This window comes from Serratia sp. NA_112.1, from assembly GCF_052691715.1.
Genome location: NZ_JBQZFO010000002.1, coordinates 268,008 through 288,063, shown reverse-complemented (window position 1 = coordinate 288,063; position 20,056 = coordinate 268,008). Strand labels below are relative to the sequence as shown.

At 57.7% G+C, this 20,056-nt stretch carries 20 protein-coding genes; 15 read left to right on the top strand and 5 right to left on the bottom strand.

Translation table 11 applies throughout. The annotated features are described in order from the left end of the window. Nucleotides 1-71 precede the first annotated feature (71 nt). Together ACUTQ5_RS05720 and ACUTQ5_RS05715 are read right to left on the bottom strand one after the other, a co-directional pair. The gene (locus tag ACUTQ5_RS05720; protein ID WP_445650448.1) at nucleotides 72-974 is read right to left on the bottom strand and encodes a LysR family transcriptional regulator; all 903 of its coding nucleotides are present in this window, start codon (nucleotides 972-974) and stop codon (nucleotides 72-74) included. Between the two features lie 53 nt (nucleotides 975-1,027). Further along, nucleotides 1,028-1,801 carry an SDR family oxidoreductase gene (locus tag ACUTQ5_RS05715; RefSeq protein ID WP_445650447.1) on the bottom strand — a complete coding sequence of 258 codons (774 nt, stop codon included), beginning with the start codon at nucleotides 1,799-1,801 and terminating at the stop codon, nucleotides 1,028-1,030. Nucleotides 1,802-2,072: 271 nt separating this feature from the next. Here ACUTQ5_RS05715 and ACUTQ5_RS05710 point away from each other — a divergent pair, with 271 nt between their 5' ends. Further along, nucleotides 2,073-2,489 carry a VOC family protein gene (locus ACUTQ5_RS05710; protein WP_445650446.1) on the top strand — a complete coding sequence of 139 codons (417 nt, stop codon included), beginning with the start codon at nucleotides 2,073-2,075 and terminating at the stop codon, nucleotides 2,487-2,489. A 54-nt stretch (nucleotides 2,490-2,543) separates the two neighbouring features. Here the strand turns inward: ACUTQ5_RS05710 and ACUTQ5_RS05705 are convergent, their stop codons facing one another. Further along, entirely contained in the window at nucleotides 2,544-2,738 is a 195-nt protein-coding gene (locus tag ACUTQ5_RS05705) for a hypothetical protein (RefSeq protein ID WP_445650445.1), read from the bottom strand. 185 nt (nucleotides 2,739-2,923) lie between these two features. Here ACUTQ5_RS05705 and ACUTQ5_RS05700 point away from each other — a divergent pair, with 185 nt between their 5' ends. Both ACUTQ5_RS05700 and ACUTQ5_RS05695 read left to right on the top strand, forming a co-directional pair. Further along, nucleotides 2,924-4,474 (top strand): sensor domain-containing diguanylate cyclase, encoded by a 1,551-nt coding sequence (locus tag ACUTQ5_RS05700; protein ID WP_445650444.1) that lies wholly within the window; start codon nucleotides 2,924-2,926, stop codon nucleotides 4,472-4,474. A gap of 321 nt (nucleotides 4,475-4,795) precedes the next feature. Further along, on the top strand, nucleotides 4,796-5,692 hold the full coding sequence (locus tag ACUTQ5_RS05695; RefSeq protein ID WP_445650443.1) for a Kdo hydroxylase family protein: 897 nt from the start codon (nucleotides 4,796-4,798) through the stop codon (nucleotides 5,690-5,692). Here the strand turns inward: ACUTQ5_RS05695 and ACUTQ5_RS05690 are convergent. Further along, nucleotides 5,689-6,786, bottom strand: coding sequence for an AAA family ATPase (locus tag ACUTQ5_RS05690; RefSeq protein WP_445650442.1), 1,098 nt, complete (start codon nucleotides 6,784-6,786; stop codon nucleotides 5,689-5,691). The genes ACUTQ5_RS05695 and ACUTQ5_RS05690 overlap by 4 nt on opposite strands. Before the next feature lie 60 nt (nucleotides 6,787-6,846). Continuing rightward, nucleotides 6,847-8,919, bottom strand: coding sequence for a phenylacetic acid degradation bifunctional protein PaaZ (gene paaZ, locus ACUTQ5_RS05685; RefSeq protein WP_445650441.1), 2,073 nt, complete (start codon nucleotides 8,917-8,919; stop codon nucleotides 6,847-6,849). Between the two features lie 317 nt (nucleotides 8,920-9,236). On the opposite strand from paaZ, the gene paaA reads away from it, so the two are divergent. The 12 genes from paaA (at nucleotide 9,237) to paaX (ending at nucleotide 19,898) form a co-directional block, all read left to right on the top strand. Continuing rightward, on the top strand, nucleotides 9,237-10,175 hold the full coding sequence (paaA, locus tag ACUTQ5_RS05680) for a 1,2-phenylacetyl-CoA epoxidase subunit PaaA (RefSeq protein WP_445650440.1): 939 nt from the start codon (nucleotides 9,237-9,239) through the stop codon (nucleotides 10,173-10,175). Between the two features lie 12 nt (nucleotides 10,176-10,187). Continuing rightward, nucleotides 10,188-10,475, top strand: coding sequence for a 1,2-phenylacetyl-CoA epoxidase subunit PaaB (gene paaB, locus ACUTQ5_RS05675; RefSeq protein ID WP_017893307.1), 288 nt, complete (start codon nucleotides 10,188-10,190; stop codon nucleotides 10,473-10,475). An 8-nt stretch (nucleotides 10,476-10,483) separates the two neighbouring features. Beyond that, nucleotides 10,484-11,242, top strand: a complete 759-nt coding sequence (gene paaC / locus ACUTQ5_RS05670) for a 1,2-phenylacetyl-CoA epoxidase subunit PaaC (RefSeq protein ID WP_445650439.1) — start codon at nucleotides 10,484-10,486, stop codon at nucleotides 11,240-11,242. Between the two features lie 9 nt (nucleotides 11,243-11,251). After that, entirely contained in the window at nucleotides 11,252-11,749 is a 498-nt protein-coding gene (paaD, locus tag ACUTQ5_RS05665; RefSeq protein WP_445650438.1) for a 1,2-phenylacetyl-CoA epoxidase subunit PaaD, read from the top strand. Nucleotides 11,750-11,757: 8 nt separating this feature from the next. Beyond that, complete coding sequence (gene paaE / locus ACUTQ5_RS05660) at nucleotides 11,758-12,816, top strand: 1,2-phenylacetyl-CoA epoxidase subunit PaaE (RefSeq protein WP_174353668.1); 1,059 nt, start codon at nucleotides 11,758-11,760, stop codon at nucleotides 12,814-12,816. 9 nt (nucleotides 12,817-12,825) lie between these two features. Next, the gene (paaF, locus tag ACUTQ5_RS05655; protein WP_445650437.1) at nucleotides 12,826-13,599 is read left to right on the top strand and encodes a 2,3-dehydroadipyl-CoA hydratase PaaF; all 774 of its coding nucleotides are present in this window, start codon (nucleotides 12,826-12,828) and stop codon (nucleotides 13,597-13,599) included. A gap of 3 nt (nucleotides 13,600-13,602) precedes the next feature. Then, nucleotides 13,603-14,394, top strand: a complete 792-nt coding sequence (gene paaG, locus ACUTQ5_RS05650; RefSeq protein WP_445650436.1) for a 2-(1,2-epoxy-1,2-dihydrophenyl)acetyl-CoA isomerase PaaG — start codon at nucleotides 13,603-13,605, stop codon at nucleotides 14,392-14,394. 2 nt (nucleotides 14,395-14,396) lie between these two features. Further along, nucleotides 14,397-15,917, top strand: coding sequence for a 3-hydroxyacyl-CoA dehydrogenase (locus ACUTQ5_RS05645; protein WP_445650435.1), 1,521 nt, complete (start codon nucleotides 14,397-14,399; stop codon nucleotides 15,915-15,917). Then, a complete protein-coding gene (gene paaI / locus ACUTQ5_RS05640) occupies nucleotides 15,914-16,354 on the top strand; it encodes a hydroxyphenylacetyl-CoA thioesterase PaaI (protein ID WP_099064748.1) in 441 nt (146 codons plus the stop codon). Before ACUTQ5_RS05645 ends, paaI begins: the two co-directional genes overlap by 4 nt. Beyond that, nucleotides 16,351-17,556 (top strand): 3-oxoadipyl-CoA thiolase, encoded by a 1,206-nt coding sequence (pcaF, locus tag ACUTQ5_RS05635; RefSeq protein ID WP_445650434.1) that lies wholly within the window; start codon nucleotides 16,351-16,353, stop codon nucleotides 17,554-17,556. The genes paaI and pcaF overlap by 4 nt, the downstream gene beginning before the upstream one ends. 17 nt (nucleotides 17,557-17,573) lie before the next feature. Next, the gene (paaK, locus tag ACUTQ5_RS05630) at nucleotides 17,574-18,881 is read left to right on the top strand and encodes a phenylacetate--CoA ligase PaaK (RefSeq protein WP_445650739.1); all 1,308 of its coding nucleotides are present in this window, start codon (nucleotides 17,574-17,576) and stop codon (nucleotides 18,879-18,881) included. Between the two features lie 78 nt (nucleotides 18,882-18,959). Then, nucleotides 18,960-19,898, top strand: coding sequence for a phenylacetic acid degradation operon negative regulatory protein PaaX (paaX, locus tag ACUTQ5_RS05625; protein ID WP_445650433.1), 939 nt, complete (start codon nucleotides 18,960-18,962; stop codon nucleotides 19,896-19,898). Nucleotides 19,899-20,056 lie beyond the last annotated feature (158 nt).

The window sequence follows — 20,056 nt, the reverse complement described above, 5'->3', positions numbered from 1 at the left end:
AAATTTAATTACCTGAAAGCCAAGAAGAAATAGGGGTTCACCTGGATAAAAATCCCATTAGCCAGCAGGCCTCAGGTCTCGCAAAACGGCTTGATTAACTGGCTGAACCATTCGGCAAATGCGGTTAAACGCGCCGAACGTTGACGACGATGGGGATAAAGCAAGGCAATGCCCATTGCCGGTGGCCGGGCCTGCGGCAAAACCTCACACAAGCTCCCGTCCTCCAGGTAGTGCTGAACATCAAAGCGCGGTATCTGAATCATCCCCAACCCTGCCAGACAGCACCCAATATAATTTTCCGCATTGTTTACCGTGACCCGGCTACGCAAGATTTTTTCCATGTGCTGATCGCCCCGCTGCCAAACCCAGGTATCTGCCCCGGCCAAAGTCGGCTGCGCATAGCCCACCACCCAGTGATCCTCCAGCTGGGCAGGTTGCTCCGGGATCCCGTAGCGCTGCAAATAATCCGGGCTGGCACAGTTGATCATACTCAGGCGACCCAGCGGCTGACTGACCAGACTGCTGTCGTTGAGGCTACCGACACGCACCACGCAATCGATCCCTTCCTGGATCAGATCAACTGAACGGTCGCTGGCGCTGAGAAACAATTGAATTTCGGGATACTGCAAAAAAAAGTCAGGCAGCGCCGGCACGATCATTCTCCGGGCGATACGGCTGGGAACATCAACCGTCAAACGCCCCCCGATTAGGCCGTTTTGCCGATGAAACAGACTTTCCAATGCCTGCACGTCAAACAGCAGGCTGCGTGCCTTTTCGAGCAACAGTTCACCGTCGCTGGTCAGTTGTACCCGGCGAGTAGTGCGATGAAACAGGCGGGCGCCCATTTCATGTTCCAATTGCTGGATCGCGGCCGAAACCGTGGTTTTTGGCATCAGCAGGATCTGCGAAGCCCGGATAAAACTGCCCACTTCGGCCACCTGGATAAAGACCCGCAATCTCCCTATTTTATCCACCGGCAGTGCATCCTGTTAAACAAGCTGCGGCACCGGCCGCAGCAAAATTGATATTAACGGGTAGTATAGCCACCGTTGGCAAACAGCGTCTGCCCGGTGATCCACCAGCCGTCGGTGACCAGAAATTTGACGATCGGCGCGATGTCCTCAATGTCGGTCAGGCCGGTTTTCGAGAACTTGCTCAGCGCCGCGGCGCTGCGGTGATATTCCACCGCCTCTTTGCTTTCCTGCCCGTAGAAGAACGGCGTATCCATCGGGCCAGGGCCGATGGCATTCACGCTGATGCCCCGCTCGCCAAACTCTTTGGAGGCGGCGCGGGTAAAGTGCTCCACCGGTGCCTTGCTGCCCGGATAGACGGCATAAAACGGCGTATAAGCCGCCAGCAGCGAACTGACGATGGACACAATGCGACCGTTGTCGGCCAAATGCTTGCCTGCCTGCTGGATAAAGAAGAAAGCCGCTTTGGAATTGATGTCAAAACTGCTGTCGTAATCCGCTTCGGTCACCTCGGCAATCGGTTTTTTGATCACCAGGCCGGCAGTATTGACGGCAATATCCACTTTGCCGAATGCCTTGATTGCCTGCTCAAACAGCTGCGCCACGTTGCCAGGCTTGGTCAGATCGCCCTGCACCGTTATCGCCTGGGCGCCCGCCGCGTTAACCGCCTTCAGCGTTTCCTCCGCTGCCGCCCTGGTCGCATCGCTGTTGTAATGCACCACTATCGCTGCTGCCCCACTGGCCGCCAGATCGCGCGCCACCAAGCCACCCAGGTTCTTCCCACCGCCAGCGATCAACACCACTTTTCCATTCAAAGATTGCTTGCTCATTACAGTGACTCCGTTAGTGAAGGTTGTAACGAGTATAGGAACTGTGACCGCTCAGATAATCTGTCCAAACCGGGATGAACCATCCTGGTTTTTTGGTCAATACTTCCAGGTGGGCGAAAAATGCCCACAGCGTGATCGGCAGCCAAGCATTCAGCGGAAATCGCACTACACTTGTAAGTTTCCAACAGCAATAGTCGCAATTAGAAACTATTGTTTCCCGCCCGCCGTAGGCCACTAAACGCCCAGACGGGTCATAACAGAGGTCAATGTCATGGTGATTCAACCCTACTTATTCTTTAGCGGAAACTGTGAACAGGCAGTGAACTTCTACGTGCAGCAGTTGGGTGCCACGCTTGAAATGATGATGCGTTACAAAGAGATGCCCGAAGAAGCCAAACAGGGCAACCCTCAAGACGTCAATCCGGAGTCCATCATGCATGCCCGGTTGCTGATAGGCGACACCGCGCTGATGGCCTCGGATGGCTGCCCGCAGGATGGTGCCGACGCATCACACAAGGGATTTGCCCTGTCACTCAACCCAAGTACCGTTGATCAAGGGCGCGAACTGTTTGAAAAACTGTCGCAAGGAGGCCAGGTCACCATGCCTTATCAGTCCACCTTCTGGGCCAAAGGTTTTGGTATGCTGACCGACCAGTTTGGCGTCAATTGGATGATTAACGTTGAATAGTTCGTCATCCCGCTCGGTGTCCGCCTCTGATCGCGGGCACCCTGGCATCAACTATCAGTTGTAGTGATACCAGTCATAGGCCGCCATGGCGAACAGCACGAACAGCGCCGCCAGCAGCACCAATCCCAAACGCCAGTACGGTGACTTACGCTGCCGCCAGGCAAACAGGATCATTAACGCCAGCACTCCCAGCGTCACCGGGTAATAAACCACCAGCGTCAGCAAAGTAATAATGATGTAGTCAGACATGCGAGCGATCCCTGTATTCTCTCCGTAGGTTTAATGCGGAGGGTATAATCGGAGCCAATATATTCTTCCTCTGCCCTCAACAACTTATTCATTTTCACCGTTTAATGTGTAGTGGTCCAGGTGATTAACGAATAATATGCAGGATTGTTCTTACCTCGATTTAAAGATTGTACAGCAAGGGTGACATGACACAGCAGCAACTGCAGGATGCCGAACGGCCTCGCAACGGTAAAAACTCCCCGTTATTATTTCAGGCCGGCGTGTTTGTCGTCATCGTTGCCGTTACGCTGATCCTGTTTAACGCCTGGCAAATTTGGAATGCCCATCAGCGCGACTTGCAAAGTGCCGAGTATGAATCGGCCAATTTGGCCCGTGCGCTGGCGCAGCATGCCGATGACACCGTTATGCAGACCGACAGCACGTTGTCCGAACTGAGTGAACGCATTCAGGTTGACGGGCTGGCTAGCCCACAACTGTTACGATTGCAAAAAGTGATGCAAACCCAGGTGGGTAACCTGCCGCAGCTGCACGGGCTGTTTGTTTACGATGCACAAGGCAATTGGATCGTCACTTCATCGGGCCGCTTGGTACAAAACGCCAACAATGCCGACCGGGAATATTTTAAATATCACCTCGAGCACAACAGTAATGCAGTTTATATCGGCAAGGTGGTGCGCAGCCGCTCTACCGGCGATTTGATCATTCCGGTGTCACGCCGCATCAACCACCCGGACGGCAGCTTTGCCGGAGTCGTGCTGGCCACATTGTATATCAACTATTTCCGCCAGTTTTACGATACCTTTGCGCTAAACAGCGATGCTTCACTCAATCTGTTATTGGCCGACGGTATCATCCTCTACCGTCGCCCTTATTCCCTGGCGGCCATCGGCAAGAATATTTCCGAGGGCGTGCTGTTCCGGGAAATATTGCCACACTCCGAATTCGGCAATGCCACCATTACCTCGCGCTACGACAAGGTAGAACGGATTTACGGCTATTCACGGGTTAACCGCTATCCGCTGGTGATTGCTGTCGGGTTGTCGAAAAAAGATGTGCTGGCTGGTTGGCGCAACGACTCCGGCCTGTTTGCTCTGGGTGGCGCCACCCTGCTTGCCATCCTGTTGGCCATGGGGACGGTGTTGATGCGTCAGATTAACCACAGCGTGCGCACCGAAGCCGAGCTGATGCGCACTCGCGATCAGCTCACCAGTATCAACCAAACCCTGGAAGAACTGGCCTTGCTGGACGGACTGACCGGGCTGGCCAACCGCCGCCAGTTTGATTTCGCCTTAAAGAATGAGCAGATGCGCGCCTCACGCAACTACCGCAGCGTGGCGCTGTTGATGTTGGATATCGATTATTTCAAGCAGTATAACGACATCTATGGCCATGTCGCCGGCGACCAGTGTCTGCAACAGATCGGACAAATGCTCAAGGGAATGGCCAGCCGCAGCAACGACATCATGGCCCGCTACGGCGGCGAAGAAATGGCCATCATATTGCCGGACACCGACGCCCAGGGTGCACTGGTATTCGCCGAACGCGTCATCGAAGCGGTGCGGGCGCTAAAAATACCTCATGATGGCAACCCGCATGGCATCATCACCATCAGCATAGGGATCTACGCCAAGGTGCCGCATATGTATAACGACACGCCGATGAGCTTTATCAATCAGGCTGACAGCGCACTTTACCAAGCGAAAGCCCAGGGCAAAAACCGCATTTACTCCGCTTGACCCAATGAGCCGCCTTTAGCAAAAGGCGGCTCCAGATAAAAAGACCAGGCCAAATAATAGAATTATCATGCCTGCTCGATGCTTTTGATTAATTTCCAATAACAAACCCATTAATTCCGCTTACGTCTATTTTTGCCCTTTCGTGCGATTAGCATATCGTTTAATTTCTGTTTAGTGTTTGGTGAGTTTTAATAATGCTACCATTATTAAATCCAGCTTATTATCCACGAATTCAATTCGGGAATAATTCCCGCTGGTTATAAATTCCATTCAAATATAAAAAATTAAAATATCCCTACATTGCAAGGAGATAGGATGCTTATGGATAGCCTTATGCCGGAACAGGCATTGATGACATTGCCACAACGACAGTGGGACAGTGCTACTCTGCCAGTTTCCCACACTGCCGCCCTGGCGCTGGAACAAGGAAAAGTATTGTTTTTGCCCGAATTAAAATTTCCATTGTTAACCGATGAAATAACGTTATTGGATCCCGCACTGGTGGATATAAAACGTAAAAACATCAGCTATTGGCCAGAAAGTCAAAAATTATCTGGCGTAACGATAACGGCGCAACGACCACAGGTACAGGCACTGCTGCACCGTTATTATCAGGCCTGCCGACAGTTAATCGCCGGTTTACTGCCTCATTATCAGCAAACCTTGCATTCACCGGTTAACAGCCTGCGCCTGCACCCGGTTTCGTCCTGGCGTGCGACCAACTCATGGCGTAAGGACGACAGCCGTTTGCACGTTGACGCCTTCCCATCACGCCCCAATCAGGGTGAGCGCATCCTGCGTATTTTTACCAACATCAATCCGCATGGTGAGCATCGCCAATGGCGCGTCGGTGAACCTTTCCCCCAATTGGCACGACGTTTTATACCGCGCCTACCGCGCTATTCACCCTTGAGCAGTTGGCTGCAGCATAAGGTCGGCATCACCAAACGCCGCCGCAGCCATTACGACCACCTGATGCTGCACCTGCACGATGCAATGAAAGCCGACCAATACTACCAGCAGCAAGGCCCACAGCTGGCACTCGACCTGCCGCCGGGCAGCAGTTGGATCTGTTTTTCCGATCAGACGCCGCACGCAGCGATGGCCGGCCAGTTTATGTTGGAACAAACCTTCCTGCTGCCGGTCAGCGCGATGAAAAACCCACGGCAGTCGCCGCTAAAAATGCTGGAAACGCTGTTGCGCAAACCCTTGATTTAATCCGCGGTTAGCAGCAGGGTTTCCCCCTGTTGCTGCGCCAGTTGATAATGTGTGACCAGGCTGTGGCGGCCAATCAGTTCGGCCAATTGTGGTGAATGGCTGGTGATCCACAGTTGGCTGTATCGACTGGCTTCGGCGATCAGCATTGCCAGTGCCGGCAGCAACTGCGGGTGCAGGCTGTTTTCCGGTTCGTTAAAGGCCATAAATGCCGGGGGGCGCGGGCTAAGCATCGCCACGGCCAGGCAGAGAAAACGCAGCGTACCGTCCGAAAGCTCGGCACTGTCCAAAGGCCGTAAAATCCCGGCCCGATGCATCAATAGCTGAAAACGCCCCTGCGGTGCCTGTATTTCAAACTGACTGTCCGGAAAGGCCTGCCCCAGGATCTCATGCAGCAACTCCCCGTTGCCTATCTCGCAAACGGTTTCAAAAGCGGCGGCCAGATTACTGCCGTCATGCGCCAGTACCGGCGCGCGGATGCCCACCTGCGGTGCGCGCAGTGGTGAACCGGGCCAAACGGCAAACTCATGATAAAAGCGCCACTGGCGCAGGTTTTCCCGCACCTGCGACACCTCGGGATACAGGTGGGGGTCGGCAAGCTGACCAAACACCGATTCCTCCGCATGTAAACTGGCGGGATAAGTCGTGCGTTCTCCCTGAATATTCGTCAGGAATGCGCTTTGATTGCGCCGCTCCAGCACCCTCGTCGACGGGCGACGGCCATGGCCAGCTACCCACAGCGACTCCTCTTTGACCAGCGGATCGAGTTGAAACAGGCTGTCGGTAGGATCGGGGAACCCCAGCTGCAACTGATAATCAAAGTCCTCAAGGGTGGCAGACAGCAACATCCGTTTCGGATCGCCCCGCCGATCGCCCGGGCGCAATCCTCCGGCCCACATCGCCTTCTGAATGCCGCCCTCCTCGGCCAGCGCCGTAGACAGGCGCCCACATGCCGCCTCGTGGATCAGCCGTACCGCTTTATACAGGTTGGATTTACCGCAGCCGTTCGGGCCGCTGATCACATTCAGGCGGCCCAGTTGCAGTTTCAGGTTGCGGATAGAACGGAAACCACTTAGCTGGAGTTGTTGGATCGTCATAGGCACAATTTTTAGTCAAAGGGATAGCGTATCTTAACATAGCTGCCATCCCCGCCGTCTTTAGCTTGCCGCCTCAAAATCCCCTTTCTGGCGTGCTACCAGCGTCAGAATGCTGTACAACGCCACCGCCTGCTGATGCTGATTAAGCACCTGTACATCCCATACCACCACGCCATGCGGACGATCTTCCGCGGTTTTCTGCGGCTTGCGGATTTTCTTCTTGCAGGTCAGCCGCACCTGGATAGTATCGCCAATTTTCACCGGCTCGATAAAACGCAGGTTTTCCATGCCGTAGTTGGCAATCACCGGCCCCACACCTGGGTCGACAAACAGACCGGCAGCAGCAGAAACCACAAAGTAGCCATGCGCGACCCGTTCGCCAAACAGGGATTCGGCGGCACCGATCTTGTCCATATGAGCATAAAAATGGTCACCGCTCAGGCAGGCAAAGTTAACGATGTCTGCTTCGGTCAGGGTACGCCGTGCGGTGAGCAGGCTTTCACCCAGCCGCAGTTGTTCAAAGTATTTACGGAACGGATGAACCGGATCCTCAATCACCGTCGCCCCGCGTACCCACTCACGGCCAATTGCCGCCATCATCGCCGGGCTGCCCTGGATCGCCGTGCGTTGCATATAATGTTTCACCGCCCGTAATCCGCCCAGTTCCTCGCCGCCCCCCGCTCGCCCTGGCCCACCATGCACCAACATCGGTAACGGGGAACCGTGGCCAGTGGACTCTACTGCCGCCTGTTGATCCAAAATCAGCATACGGCCATGGGCGCAGGCCGTCGCACGGATAAACCGCGTTGCCAGAGTTTCATCGGCGGTCACCAGCGATCCCGCCAGGCTGCCCTGGCCCATTAACGCCAGTTCGATCGCCTGTTCGGTGTGCTGGTAAGGCATCAACGTCGCCACCGGGCCAAAGGCTTCGGTACCGTGCACCGCCTGATGGGTAAAGGGATCGGCGCAGTACAACAGGGTAGCCGGGTAAAATGCACCGTTATTTGCATTTTCTCCCATCACAGTCAGTTTATCCGCCACGGCACCGCACAAAGGTTCACAGCCGTTATGCAGCAGAAAATCGACCTTTTGCTGTACGTCATTGCGTTGTTCGTAGCTGACCAGCGCCCCCATGCGCACCTGCTCCAGTTTAGGGTCACCCACCGTGATACCGGCCAGGCGCTGCAACAGCGCCTGCTGTACTTCTGCCACCCACTTTGCCGGCACGATAATCCGCCGGATAGCGGTACATTTTTGCCCAGCCTTGGCAGTCATCTCGCGGCACACTTCTTTGATAAACAGCGCAAACTCCGGCATTTGCGGCGTCACATCTTCCCCCAACACACAGCAGTTGAGCGAATCGGCCTCCATGGTGAAGGCAATGGATTTTTCCAGCAGGCGCGGATGGGCCCGCAGTTGCTGACCGGTCTGCGCCGAGCCGGTAAAGGTCACCGCATCCTGATAATCGAGATGTTCAAACATATCGCCGATACCGCCGCACACCAGCTGCAGCGCGCCCTCCGGCACCAAGCCGCTGTCGATAATCAATTTGACCATCGCCTGTGTTAACTGCGCGGTGGCGGTTGCCGGTTTGATGATCGCCGGCATCCCCGCCAGCCAGGTCGGTGCCAGCTTTTCCAGCATCCCCCAGCAGGGGAAGTTAAAGGCGTTGATATGCAGAGCCACACCAGGACGCGAAGTCAGCACATGGCGGGCGGCGAACTGCGACTGTTTGGACAGCGGGATCAGTTCGTCTTCCGGCCACAGGGTATCGTCCGGCAATTCACGCCCCGCCAGACCGGCATAGGCGAACAGCGTGGCGATACCGCCTTCAATATCCACCCAGCCGTCACTGCGGGTCGCGCCGGTCTGGTACGAAATTTCATACAGCGCTTCTTTATGAGCCAACAGGTGCTTGGCCACCGCTTTCATCATCTGTGCGCGCTGCTGGAAAGTCATCTGCGCCAGCGCCTTGCCACCCCGGCTGCGTGCATACTCCAGGCTGGCGGCCAGCGGCAGCCCGTCGGAACAAACCTGATACAGAGGTTCGCCGGTAACGGCGTGATGGATTTCGCGGGCGGTGCCCTGGCCGAACACCCAGCCGCCAGAAAGGTAACTGTGTAACTGCTGCATTTGCTCCTCCGTAATTCATAAATTTACACAACAATAATTAATTACGTATCAGGTATTGTCCAACTTTCTCCTGAATAAATTTAACAAAAGAAAAACATCACGACCTTTAATCTCGAAAAACAGGCTATTTTTCGCTGCCAGTAACTTTAAAATAAACATAAATAACAATAATTTATAAAACACACCTGTGATTATTATCGCAAAACCACATAAATGTCGTTTGATCTTTTTGTTATCAGTTTGTAGCCTTATGGTTACTTAACATGATTCAATTTTTTATATTAAAAATTAAAAATACGAATCAACAAGAGGCAAAAATGACAACTAACGCGCAATATCAACAACACTTCGACGACAAGATTGCGGCGGATACCTCTATTGAGGCCAAAGACTGGATGCCGGATGCCTACCGCCAAAACCTGATCCGTCAGATTGGCCAACACGCTCATTCCGAAGTGGTGGGTATGTTGCCGGAGGCCAACTGGCTGACGCGAGCGCCGACGCTGCGCCGCAAGGCGGTGTTACTGGCCAAGGTGCAAGACGAAGCCGGTCACGGTCTGTATCTGTACAGCGCCGCCGAAACCCTGGGCTGCTCACGCCAGGACATCTACCAGAAAATGCTCGACGGCAAGATGAAATACTCTTCGATCTTCAACTACCCGACGCTCAACTGGGCGGATATCGGGGTGATCGGCTGGCTGGTCGACGGCGCGGCTATCGTCAATCAGGTAGCCCTGTGCCGCGCTTCTTATGGCCCCTACGCACGGGCGATGGTGAAAATTTGCAAAGAAGAGAGCTTCCACCAGCGCCAGGGTTATGAGGCGGTGATGGCGATGGCTAACGGCAGCGAACAGCAAAAAGCCATGCTGCAGGACGCGATTAATCGCTTCTGGTGGCCGGTGCTGATGATGTTCGGCCCAAGCGACACCGATTCACCCCACAGCGCGCAAAGCATGGCCTGGAAGATCAAACGCCACAGCAACGACGAGCTGCGGCAGAAGTTTGTCGACAATACCGTACCGCAACTGGAAGCCCTGGGGATGAACGCCCCGGATGCCGATTTGGCCTGGGATGAAGCCAGCGGCCACTATCGCTTCGGCGAAATCGACTGGAGTGAACTGCACGAGGTGATTAAAGGCCGCGGGCAATGCAACCACGAACGGCTGCAGGCCAAACGCCGCGCCTGGGACGAAGGAGCCTGGGTGCGTGAAGGCGCCCTGGCCCACGCGGCCAAAAACACCTCAACCGCCGCATAAAAGGAACCGATGATGACACACGTTGAATGGCCGCTGTATGAAGTGTTTATCCGCAGCAAACAAGGGCTGGCGCACCGTCACGTCGGCAGTCTGCACGCTGCCGATGACCAGATGGCGCTGGAAAATGCTCGCGACGCCTATACCCGCCGCAACGAAGGCTGCTCAATCTGGGTGGTGCAGTCCAGCCATCTGATCGCCTCGCAGCCGGAAGATCGTGAAGCCTTCTTCGATCCGTCCGATGACAAGATCTACCGTCATCCGACGTTTTACACCATTCCCGACGGCATCAAGAACATGTAGAGGCGGCCATGACTCTTAACGATCCTCTAATCACCTATGCCCTGCGTCAGGGCGATACGCCACTGATCCTCGCCCAGCGGCTGTGTGCCTGGTGCGGCCACGCGCCGGAACTGGAAATTGACCTGGCGCTGGCGAACATCGGCCTTGATCTGCTCGGCCAGGCGCGCAACTTCCTCGGCTACGCCGCTGAACTGACCGGGCCGCATTGCAGCGAAGACCGTCTGGCCTTTGGCCGTGACGAACGCGAGTTTCACAACCTGCTGCTGGCGGAACAACCCAACGGCGGTTTCAACGACACCCTGGTGCGCCAGTTCCTGATTGACGCCTACCACGTGCAACTGCATCAGGCATTGAGCAACAGCCGCGACGCGCAGTTGGCCGCCATCGCCGCCAAGTCACTGAAAGAAGCCCATTACCACCTGCGTTTCAGCCGTGGCTGGATGATTCGCCTGGGTGACGGCAGCCCGCTCAGCCGGCAAAAAATTCAGCATTCACTGGATAGTCTGTGGCGCTTTACCGCCGAGCTGTTCCACGCCGATGAGCTGGAACTGCAACTGGCACAACAGGGCATCGCCGCCGATCCACGCCAATTTGAAGCCCCCTGGCTGGCGCTGGTGAGTGACACGCTGCAACAGGCCGGCCTGCAGTTACCGAGCGAACAGGCTTTCCGCCACGGTGGCAAACAGGGACGACACAGCGAGCACCTCGGCCCGTTATTGGCGGAGATGCAGTTTCTGCAACGCGCCTATCCCAACGCGAACTGGTAGGGGGCCGTCATGAACATTACCCGGCTGCAAGCCGCTGAAATTCCGCAAATCTGGCACTGCCTGCAACAGATCAGCGATCCGGAACTGCCGGTGCTGTCGATTACCGATCTGGGCATGGTGCGCGACGTAGCAGCAGACGGTTGCGGCTGGCGTATTACCTTCACGCCGACCTATTCCGGCTGTCCCGCCACCGAGTTCTTGCTCGCAGCGATCGAACAGCAGTTGGCCGCGGCCGGCTTCAGCCCGGTAAAAGTGGATATCCGTCTTAGTCCGGCCTGGACCACCGACTGGATGAATGCGGCTGCGCGTGAGCGACTGCGGGAATATGGCGTCGCGCCGCCACAGGGCCATACCTGCGACAAACCCCAGGCACACGGCCCGGTGCCCTGCCCGCGATGCGGCAGCACCCACAGCGAGAAAATCAGCGAATTCGGCTCCACCGCCTGTAAGGCGCTGTACCGTTGTTGCGATTGCCGTGAACCCTTCGACTACTTCAAATGCATTTAGGAAAAACCATGACGGTCTTCCATCGCCTGAACGTCGCCGCCATCGAGCGCGAAACGCCGGACGCCGTAGCTATCACTCTGCGGGTGCCCGAAGAACTGAAAAGTCACTATTGCTATACGCCCGGCCAGCACCTGACGTTGAAGGCGCTGGTCGACGGTGAAGAGCTGCGCCGTTGCTACTCCATTTGCAGCTCGCCGCAGGAAGGGTTACTGCAGATCGGCGTGAAAGCCATTCATCAGGGCCGCTTCTCCTCGTTCGTTAACCGCATGCTGAAAGTCGGCGACGCACTGGAAGTGATGGTGCCGCAAGGACGATTCGGCTATCAGCCACAGGCGGAGAACAGCGGTAACTATCTGGCGATTGCCGCCGGTTCCGGCATTACGCCGATGCTGTCGATCATCAAGGCCACGCTGCAACTCGAGCCAAACAGCAGTTTCACGCTGATTTACGGCAACCGCAGCAGCCGTTCGGTGATGTTCAAAGAAGCGCTGTCCGATTTGAAGAACCGCTATCCCCAGCGCTTTCAGCCGCTGTACTTGTTCAGCCAGGAAAATCTTGATAGCCCACTGCTCAGCGGCCGTATCGACCGTGAACATCTGCTGGCGATCGGCGGTGCATTACTCAATTACCGCGACTATGACCACGCCTTTATCTGCGGGCCTGAAAGCATGATGGACGATGCCCAGAGCGTACTCGAACAGGCGGGCGTGCCTGCCGGGCACATTCACAGCGAACGTTTTAACACCAGCGGTATGGTGGCCCGGCCGGTCAATGACGCCAACCGCAACGCCACCCGGGTTGAGATTTTGCTCGATGGCCGCCGGTTGAATATCGAGGTGGGCGCTCAGGATGACAGCATTCTGGATGCGGCACTGCGCCAGGGTGCCGACCTGCCCTACGCCTGCAAAGGCGGGGTATGCGCTACCTGTAAGTGCCAGCTAAAGGCCGGTCAGGTGGATATGGCGGTCAATTACAGCCTGGAGCCGGATCAACTGGCGGCGGGTTACGTATTAAGTTGCCAGTCGTGGCCGCGCGGCGACGGTGTGGTACTGGACTTTGACGTATAGGAGCCGCCAATGGAAACCCCTTTTGTCCTGCGACAGCAACACCAGCGGGTGGTGACACTGACACTGCATCGCCCTGAGGCGCGCAACGCCCTGAACACTCCGTGTCTGGAGCAGTTGGTTTATTTACTGGAACAGGCCGATGCAGATGCCGGCGTTGGCGCAGTGGTGATTACCGGCGCGCCCCGCTTCTTTGCCGCCGGTGCCGACCTGCACGAGCTGCAAAAACAGGACTTGCCCGCCACGTTGACGGATCGCCGTCCGCTGTTGTGGCAGCGCCTGGCCCAGTTCAGCAAACCGCTGCTGGCGGCGGTCAACGGCTATGCGCTGGGTGCCGGTTGTGAACTGGCATTGGCCTGCGACATCGTTATCTGCGGCGAAAGCGCCCGTTTTGGCCTGCCGGAAATCACTCTTGGCCTGATGCCGGGAGCCGGAGGCACTCAGCGTTTGATCCGCTGCGTCGGCAAGTCCCGCGCCAACCAGATGGTGCTGACCGGTGAAGCCATCAACGCCAGCTGCGCACTGCAAAGTAGCCTGGTCAGCGAAGTCTGTGTCGATGCGCTGACGCTGGAGCGCACGCAACAGGTGGCCGAACGCATCAGCCTACAGGCGCCGCTGGCATTACGCGCCGCCAAGCAGGCATTGAAACAGGCTGAAGAAACCGGTCTGAGCCAGGGGCTGGCCATCGAACGCCAGCAGTTTGTCACCCTGGCCGCCACCGACGATCGCCGTGAAGGCATCAAAGCCTTCTTCGAAAAACGTACGCCAAACTATCAGGGGCGCTGATTTATGGATAACGCATTGATTCTCACCCATCTGGAAGCCGGGGTGCTGACCCTGACCCTTAACCGGCCCGATCGGCTCAACAGTTTTAACGATGAAATGCACCGCCAGCTAGCTGAAGCGCTGACCCTCGCCGAGCGCGACGAAACTGTACGCTGCCTGTTGATTACCGGTGCCGGACGTGGTTTTTGCGCCGGGCAGGACTTGAACGATCGCAACGTCAGCGTTGAGCAACAGGCGCCGGATCTCGGCCTGTCGGTGGAACGTTTCTACAACCCGCTGATCCGCCGTCTCACCGCCTTGCCAAAACCGGTAGTATGCGCCGTCAACGGCGTGGCGGCGGGTGCCGGGGCCGCTTTGGCACTGGCTTGCGATATCGTCATCGCCGCCGACAATGCCAATTTTATCCAGTCCTTCTGCCGTCTGGGACTGGTACCGGACTCCGGTGGCAGTTGGTTCCTGCCGCGTCTGACAGGCCACGCCCGTGCCATGGGGATGGCGATGCTGGGGGACAAAGTCAGCGCACAGCAGGCGCTGGCATGGGGCATGATCTGGCAGGTGGTTGCTGCAGATGAGCTGGCCACCACCAGCCAAACGCTGGCGCAACATCTGGCTACTCAGCCGACCTATGGGCTGGGACTGATTAAAAAAGCGCTCTACCGTTCGGCCAACAACACCCTCGACCAGCAGCTGGATTTGGAACGCGATCTGCAACGTCTGGGCGGTCGCAGCGACGACTACCGCGAGGGCGTCAGCGCCTTCTTCGCCAAACGCGCGCCAAATTTCAGCGGGAAATAACCATGAACCAGCCGAACTTAAACCTCAGGGTGGCGGTGATTGGTGCCGGGACCATGGGCATCGGTATCGCTCAGGTGACCGCCGCCGCCGGGCATCAGGTGCAGCTGTTTGATATTGTCGCCGATGCTGCCCGGCAGGCACTCGATGCACTCGCCCAGCGGCTGCATCAGCGTGTTGCGGCCGGCAAGGCCGACGCCACCACCACCGAAGCCCTGCTGGCGCGCATTCAGCCGGCAGAGTCGCTTAATTCGCTGGCCGACAGCGGTCTGGTGATAGAAGCGGTGGCGGAAAAGCTGGCAATCAAACAAAGCCTGTTCCGTGAGCTGGAAACCCTGTGCTCCCCCGCCACGCTGTTTGCCAGCAACACCTCCTCGCTGTCGATTACCGCGATCGCCGGTGCGCTGCAACATCCACAGCGTCTGGCCGGGCTGCACTTCTTCAACCCAGCCCCGTTGATGAAACTGGTGGAGATCGTCAGCGGACTGGACACCAGTGCCGAAACCGTCGCCACACTGCAAAGACTAACCCGGCAATGGGGTAAGCAAAGCGTGCTGTGCCGCTCCACACCGGGCTTTATCGTTAACCGCGTGGCACGGCCGTTTTATGCCGAGACCCTGCGCGCACTGGAGGAACAGGTTGCCGACGCCGCCACGCTGGATGCGGTGATGCGCGACGCGGGTGGCTTCGCCATGGGGCCACTGCAACTGACCGATATGATTGGTCAGGATATCAATTACGCCGTGACCGAATCGGTATTTCAGGCTTTCTTCCAGGATCCTCGTTTTACCCCCTCGCTGGTACAACAGGAACTGGTGGCGGCCGGGCGCTTGGGCCGCAAAAGCGGCCGTGGTTTTTATCGCTATGGCGATCATCAACTGCCGGCGGCTGAAGTTCTGCCGGAATCCACGGCGGAATTGCCGCGCAGCATCAAGCTGCATGGCGATGCCGCGGGCATGGCGTTACTGAGCGAATTACTGAGTGGAAATGCGCAGTCGATCAAACAACCTGGCCAGACCAGCGCCTACGCCCGGATTGATGAAGTTACACTTATGTTAACGAATGGTAAAACAGCCAGCCAGGTGGCCAATGAAACCGCAACTCCCGTGGTGCTGTTTGATCTCTCAGCCGACTACTCGCAGGCCCCCACCGTCGCTATCAGCTGCGCGGCGCAAAACGAGGCCCGGCACAACGCCACCATCGTGCGTTTGCTGCAATCTCTCGGCAAGAAGGTGATCGTTTTGCCGGACTATCCCGGTCTGTTGGTGATGCGCACCCTCGCCATGTTGGCCAATGAGGCGCTTGACGTGGTCAACAAGGGCGTCGCCAGTGCCGGGGATACCGACCACGCCATGCGCTTTGGCGTCAACTACCCACGCGGCCCGCTGGAATGGGGGGCGGCCCTGGGTTGGCGACAAATCCTGACCACGCTGGAAAACCTGCAAAGCCACTACGGCGAGCCACGTTACCGCCCGATGCCGCTGCTGCGTCATTACGCATCCCTCTCTTCAGGAGCCCAACCATGAACGCCAATACGCCACATGCACTGGCGCAACGCTGCGCTGAACAGATGTTTCAACAGGATACCTGTGCTCAGGCAATGGGCATGCGGGTGGATGCGGTTGATGCCGGTTTTGCCCGCGTCAGCATGACCGTCGGCCCGCAGATGCTCAACGGACATCAGACCTGCCATGGCGGCCAACTGTTCAGCCTGGCGGACACCGCCTTCGCCTATGCCTGCAACAGTCAGGGGCTGGCAGCGGTGGCCTCTGGCTGCAATATCGAGTTTATTCGCCCGGCACTGGCCGGCGACCGCCTGACCGCCAGCGCCGAGGTACGCCATCAGGGCAAAACCACCGGGCTGTACGACGTGGAGATAGTCAACCAGCTGGGTAAAACCGTCGCCTGGTTTCGCGGGCGGGCACATCGCCTCGGCCATGCCATTTTAGGGGAACAACCATGAGTCAGGCGTTTATCTGCGATGGCGTTCGCACACCGATTGGCCGCTACGGCGGCGCATTGGCCAACCTACGTGCCGATGATTTGGCCGCGCTGCCGCTGCGTGCCCTGTTGGCTCGCCACGCTCAGGTGGACTGGTCACTGGTGGATGACGTGATCCTCGGCTGCGCCAATCAGGCCGGGGAAGACAACCGCAATCTGGCCCGTATGGCGGCTTTGCTGGCAGGCCTGCCGGTGAACGTTTCCGGCACTACTGTCAACCGCCTGTGCGGTTCGGGGCTGGACGCACTGGCGATGGCGGCACGCAGCATCAAGGCTGGTGAAGCCGGGCTGGTGCTGGCCGGCGGCGCAGAATCCATGACCCGCGCACCGCTGGTGATGGGCAAAGCCGATAGCGCTTTCAGCCGTCAGGCACAACTGTATGACACCACGCTGGGCTGGCGCTTTATCAATCCACTGATGCAGGCACAGTACGGCACCGACTCGATGCCGGAAACCGCCGAAAACGTGGCGGAAAAATTCAACATCAGCCGCGCCGATCAGGACGCCTTCGCGCTGCGCAGCCAGCAACGCGCCGCCCGGGCGCAAGAACTTGGCTTACTGGCGCAGGAAATAGTGCCGGTCAGCCTCAGCGGTAAAAAAGGCGCGGTGACGTTGTTCAGTCAGGACGAACACCCGCGCGCAGACACCCGACTGGAACAATTGCAGGCGCTGAAAACGCCGTTCCGCCAACCTGGAACCGTGACCGCCGGTAACGCCTCTGGCCTAAACGACGGTGCAGCGGCGCTGATTGTCGCCTCCGAGACGATGGCCGCCAGCCAGGGGTTGACACCACGAGCACGCATCGTCGCCACCGCCACCTGCGGCGTCGAACCCGGCTTGATGGGGATCGGCCCACTGCCGGCCACCCGCAAGGTACTGGAATTGGCCGGGCTAAGCCTGGCGCAAATGGACGTTGTCGAACTGAATGAGGCCTTTGCTGCCCAGGCGTTGGCGGTACTGCGCCAGCTTGGCCTGCCGGACGACGCCCCTCAGGTGAATCCCAACGGTGGCGCTATTGCCCTTGGCCACCCGCTGGGAATGAGCGGTGCACGTCTGGCGCTGGCCGCCTTGTTTGAACTGGAACGGCGTTCCGGCCGCTATGCGCTTTGCACCATGTGCATCGGCGTCGGCCAAGGCATCGCCATGATCATTGAGCGAGTTTAACCCCGAGGCTAATAATGATGACTACCAATCCACCGCCACTCGACGCCATTGAGTTCGCCTCGCGTGATGAAATTGAAGCGCTGCAGCTGGAACGGCTGAAATGGACACTGCACCACGCCTATAACAATGTGCCGATGTATAAACGCAAGTTCGATCAGGCGGGTGTGCACCCCGATGATCTTAAACAGTTGAGCGATCTGGCGCGTTTCCCCTACACCACCAAACAGGACTTACGCGACAATTACCCATTCGATACCTTCGCCGTACCAATGGAACAGGTGGTGCGTATTCACGCCTCGTCGGGCACGACCGGCCGACCTACCGTGGTCGGCTATACCCAGCGGGACATCGATAACTGGGCCGATATCGTCGCCCGCAGCCTGCGCGCCGCCGGGGCTACGGCCAAAGACAAGGTGCACGTGGCCTATGGTTATGGCCTGTTCACCGGAGGGCTGGGCGCTCACTACGGCGCGGAGCGGCTGGGGGCCACGGTGATCCCGATGTCCGGCGGCCAAACCGAAAGGCAGGCGCAGCTGATACTGGATTTCAAACCCGACGTGATCATGGTGACGCCATCCTACTGTTTAACGCTGATCGACGAACTGGAACGCAAAATGGGCGGCGATGCCCGTGGCTGCTCATTACGTCTCGGGGTGTTTGGCGCAGAGCCATGGACCGAAGCGCTGCGGCATGAAATTGAAAGCCGCATGGGCATCAAGGCGCTGGATATTTACGGTCTGTCCGAAGTGATGGGGCCAGGGGTGGCGATGGAGTGCGCCGAAAGCGGCGGTGGCCCGACTATCTGGGAAGATCACTTCCTGCCTGAGATCATCTGCCCGGAAACCGGTATTGCCCTGCCGGATGGGGAGCACGGCGAGCTGGTGTTTACCACCCTGACCAAAGAGGCGCTGCCGGTGATCCGCTACCGTACCCGCGATCTCACCCACCTGCTGCCGGGCGATGCACGCCAGATGCGCCGGATGGGAAAAATCACCGGGCGCTCCGACGACATGCTGATCATCCGTGGCGTCAATGTGTTCCCGTCGCAGGTGGAAGAACAAATTATGCAGTTCGAACAGCTGTCGCCACATTATCAGCTGCAGGTCAGCCGCAGTGGGCACCTGGATACATTAGCGGTACGCGTAGAATTAAAAGAGGCCGCGCTCGGCCTCAGCCATCAGCAGCGCTGTGAGATTTGCCACCAGCTTCGTCACCATATCAAATCGATTATCGGCGTCAGCACCGACGTCAGCATTGCCAACTGCGGCGATATCCCGCGTTCGGAAGGCAAGGCCCAGCGGGTGGTCGACCTGCGCCCCCGTTGATTCTCTTCGCGTCACGGATGACGCCTCAAGAATTTGTGGTAATGTTGTGTCTCATCGTCAGCTAACCCATGGGAAAATATGGAACATAAACTGGATGAGTTTATCCGCCATGCTATAGACGCCCAGCCGATCAGCGGCACGTCACTGATTATCTCCCTGTACGGTGATGCGCTGAGTCATCGCGGTGGCGAAGTGTGGCTCGGCAGCCTGAGCGCACTGCTGGAGGCGATGGGTTTCGGTGACCGCTTTGTGCGCACCTCGGTATTTCGCCTGCAAAAAGAGGGCTGGCTGGAGGTCGAAAAAATCGGTCGCCGCAGCTTCTATCGGGTGACCGAACAGGGTATGCGCCAGTTCCGCCACGCCGAGTCGAAAATCTACCTCAGCGAGCCACCGGCCTGGGACGGGAAATGGGATCTGCTGTTGCTGGAAAGCGCGGAGAAAAGCGAACGGGCACGGCTGAAAAAAGAGCTGGGCTGGCTGGGTTTTGGCCAGATAGCCAATAACCTGATGGCGGCCCCTACCCATGTACAAACCGACGTCACCGCCCTGCTTGGCGAGCTTAATGCCAGCGAGCAAGTGATCTATTTTCGTGCCGACTACCCCTATAACCGCTCCGAACAAACCCTGCAGCAGCTGGTGGCCAACTGCTGGGCGCTGGGCGAGGTCGCCGCCGATTATCATGAGTTTATCGTCTCTTTCCGCCCACTAATGGCGCTGCTGCGCGAAACCGACGATGCCCTGCTGACACCCCAGCGCTGCTTCCAGATTAAGCTATTATTGATCCACTTCTTCCGCCGCGTGGTGCTCAAAGATCCGCTGCTGCCGGACGCCCTGTTACCCGTTCAGTGGGAGGGACAGATCGCCCGCAACCTGTGTATCAATATTTATCAACGGGTGGACCGCGCCGCGACCGAGTATGTCAGCGCGCTGGCGGAAACTACCATCGGCGCTCTGCCCGCCCCGGCGGCCGGCTATTACCGGCGCTTTGGCGGCCTGCCGCGCGATCCTTCACTGTAGGTCGTGTCCCACAATAGGACGTGGCACCGTCGCAGACCCGAAGGGCTGGGGCCATTTGAACGCGCACCTGTGTTACGAGCCGCTTATTTGGCCCACCAAACCTCACGACCCGCGCCTTGCTGCGCGCTCAAATGACCGCCAGCGTCGCTCACGTACTA

Coding starts and splice junctions, on each gene's coding strand:
- ACUTQ5_RS05715 (WP_445650447.1), bottom strand. CDS start 1,801: ATGAGCAAGCAATCTTTGAATGGAAAAGTGGTGTTGATCGCTGGCGGT.
- ACUTQ5_RS05710 (WP_445650446.1), top strand. CDS start 2,073: ATGGTGATTCAACCCTACTTATTCTTTAGCGGAAACTGTGAACAGGCA.
- ACUTQ5_RS05705 (WP_445650445.1), bottom strand. CDS start 2,738: ATGTCTGACTACATCATTATTACTTTGCTGACGCTGGTGGTTTATTAC.
- ACUTQ5_RS05700 (WP_445650444.1), top strand. CDS start 2,924: ATGACACAGCAGCAACTGCAGGATGCCGAACGGCCTCGCAACGGTAAA.
- ACUTQ5_RS05695 (WP_445650443.1), top strand. CDS start 4,796: ATGGATAGCCTTATGCCGGAACAGGCATTGATGACATTGCCACAACGA.
- ACUTQ5_RS05690 (WP_445650442.1), bottom strand. CDS start 6,786: ATGACGATCCAACAACTCCAGCTAAGTGGTTTCCGTTCTATCCGCAAC.
- paaZ (WP_445650441.1), bottom strand. CDS start 8,919: ATGCAGCAGTTACACAGTTACCTTTCTGGCGGCTGGGTGTTCGGCCAG.
- paaA (WP_445650440.1), top strand. CDS start 9,237: ATGACAACTAACGCGCAATATCAACAACACTTCGACGACAAGATTGCG.
- paaB (WP_017893307.1), top strand. CDS start 10,188: ATGACACACGTTGAATGGCCGCTGTATGAAGTGTTTATCCGCAGCAAA.
- paaC (WP_445650439.1), top strand. CDS start 10,484: ATGACTCTTAACGATCCTCTAATCACCTATGCCCTGCGTCAGGGCGAT.
- paaD (WP_445650438.1), top strand. CDS start 11,252: ATGAACATTACCCGGCTGCAAGCCGCTGAAATTCCGCAAATCTGGCAC.
- paaE (WP_174353668.1), top strand. CDS start 11,758: ATGACGGTCTTCCATCGCCTGAACGTCGCCGCCATCGAGCGCGAAACG.
- paaF (WP_445650437.1), top strand. CDS start 12,826: ATGGAAACCCCTTTTGTCCTGCGACAGCAACACCAGCGGGTGGTGACA.
- paaG (WP_445650436.1), top strand. CDS start 13,603: ATGGATAACGCATTGATTCTCACCCATCTGGAAGCCGGGGTGCTGACC.
- ACUTQ5_RS05645 (WP_445650435.1), top strand. CDS start 14,397: ATGAACCAGCCGAACTTAAACCTCAGGGTGGCGGTGATTGGTGCCGGG.
- paaI (WP_099064748.1), top strand. CDS start 15,914: ATGAACGCCAATACGCCACATGCACTGGCGCAACGCTGCGCTGAACAG.
- pcaF (WP_445650434.1), top strand. CDS start 16,351: ATGAGTCAGGCGTTTATCTGCGATGGCGTTCGCACACCGATTGGCCGC.
- paaK (WP_445650739.1), top strand. CDS start 17,574: ATGACTACCAATCCACCGCCACTCGACGCCATTGAGTTCGCCTCGCGT.
- paaX (WP_445650433.1), top strand. CDS start 18,960: ATGGAACATAAACTGGATGAGTTTATCCGCCATGCTATAGACGCCCAG.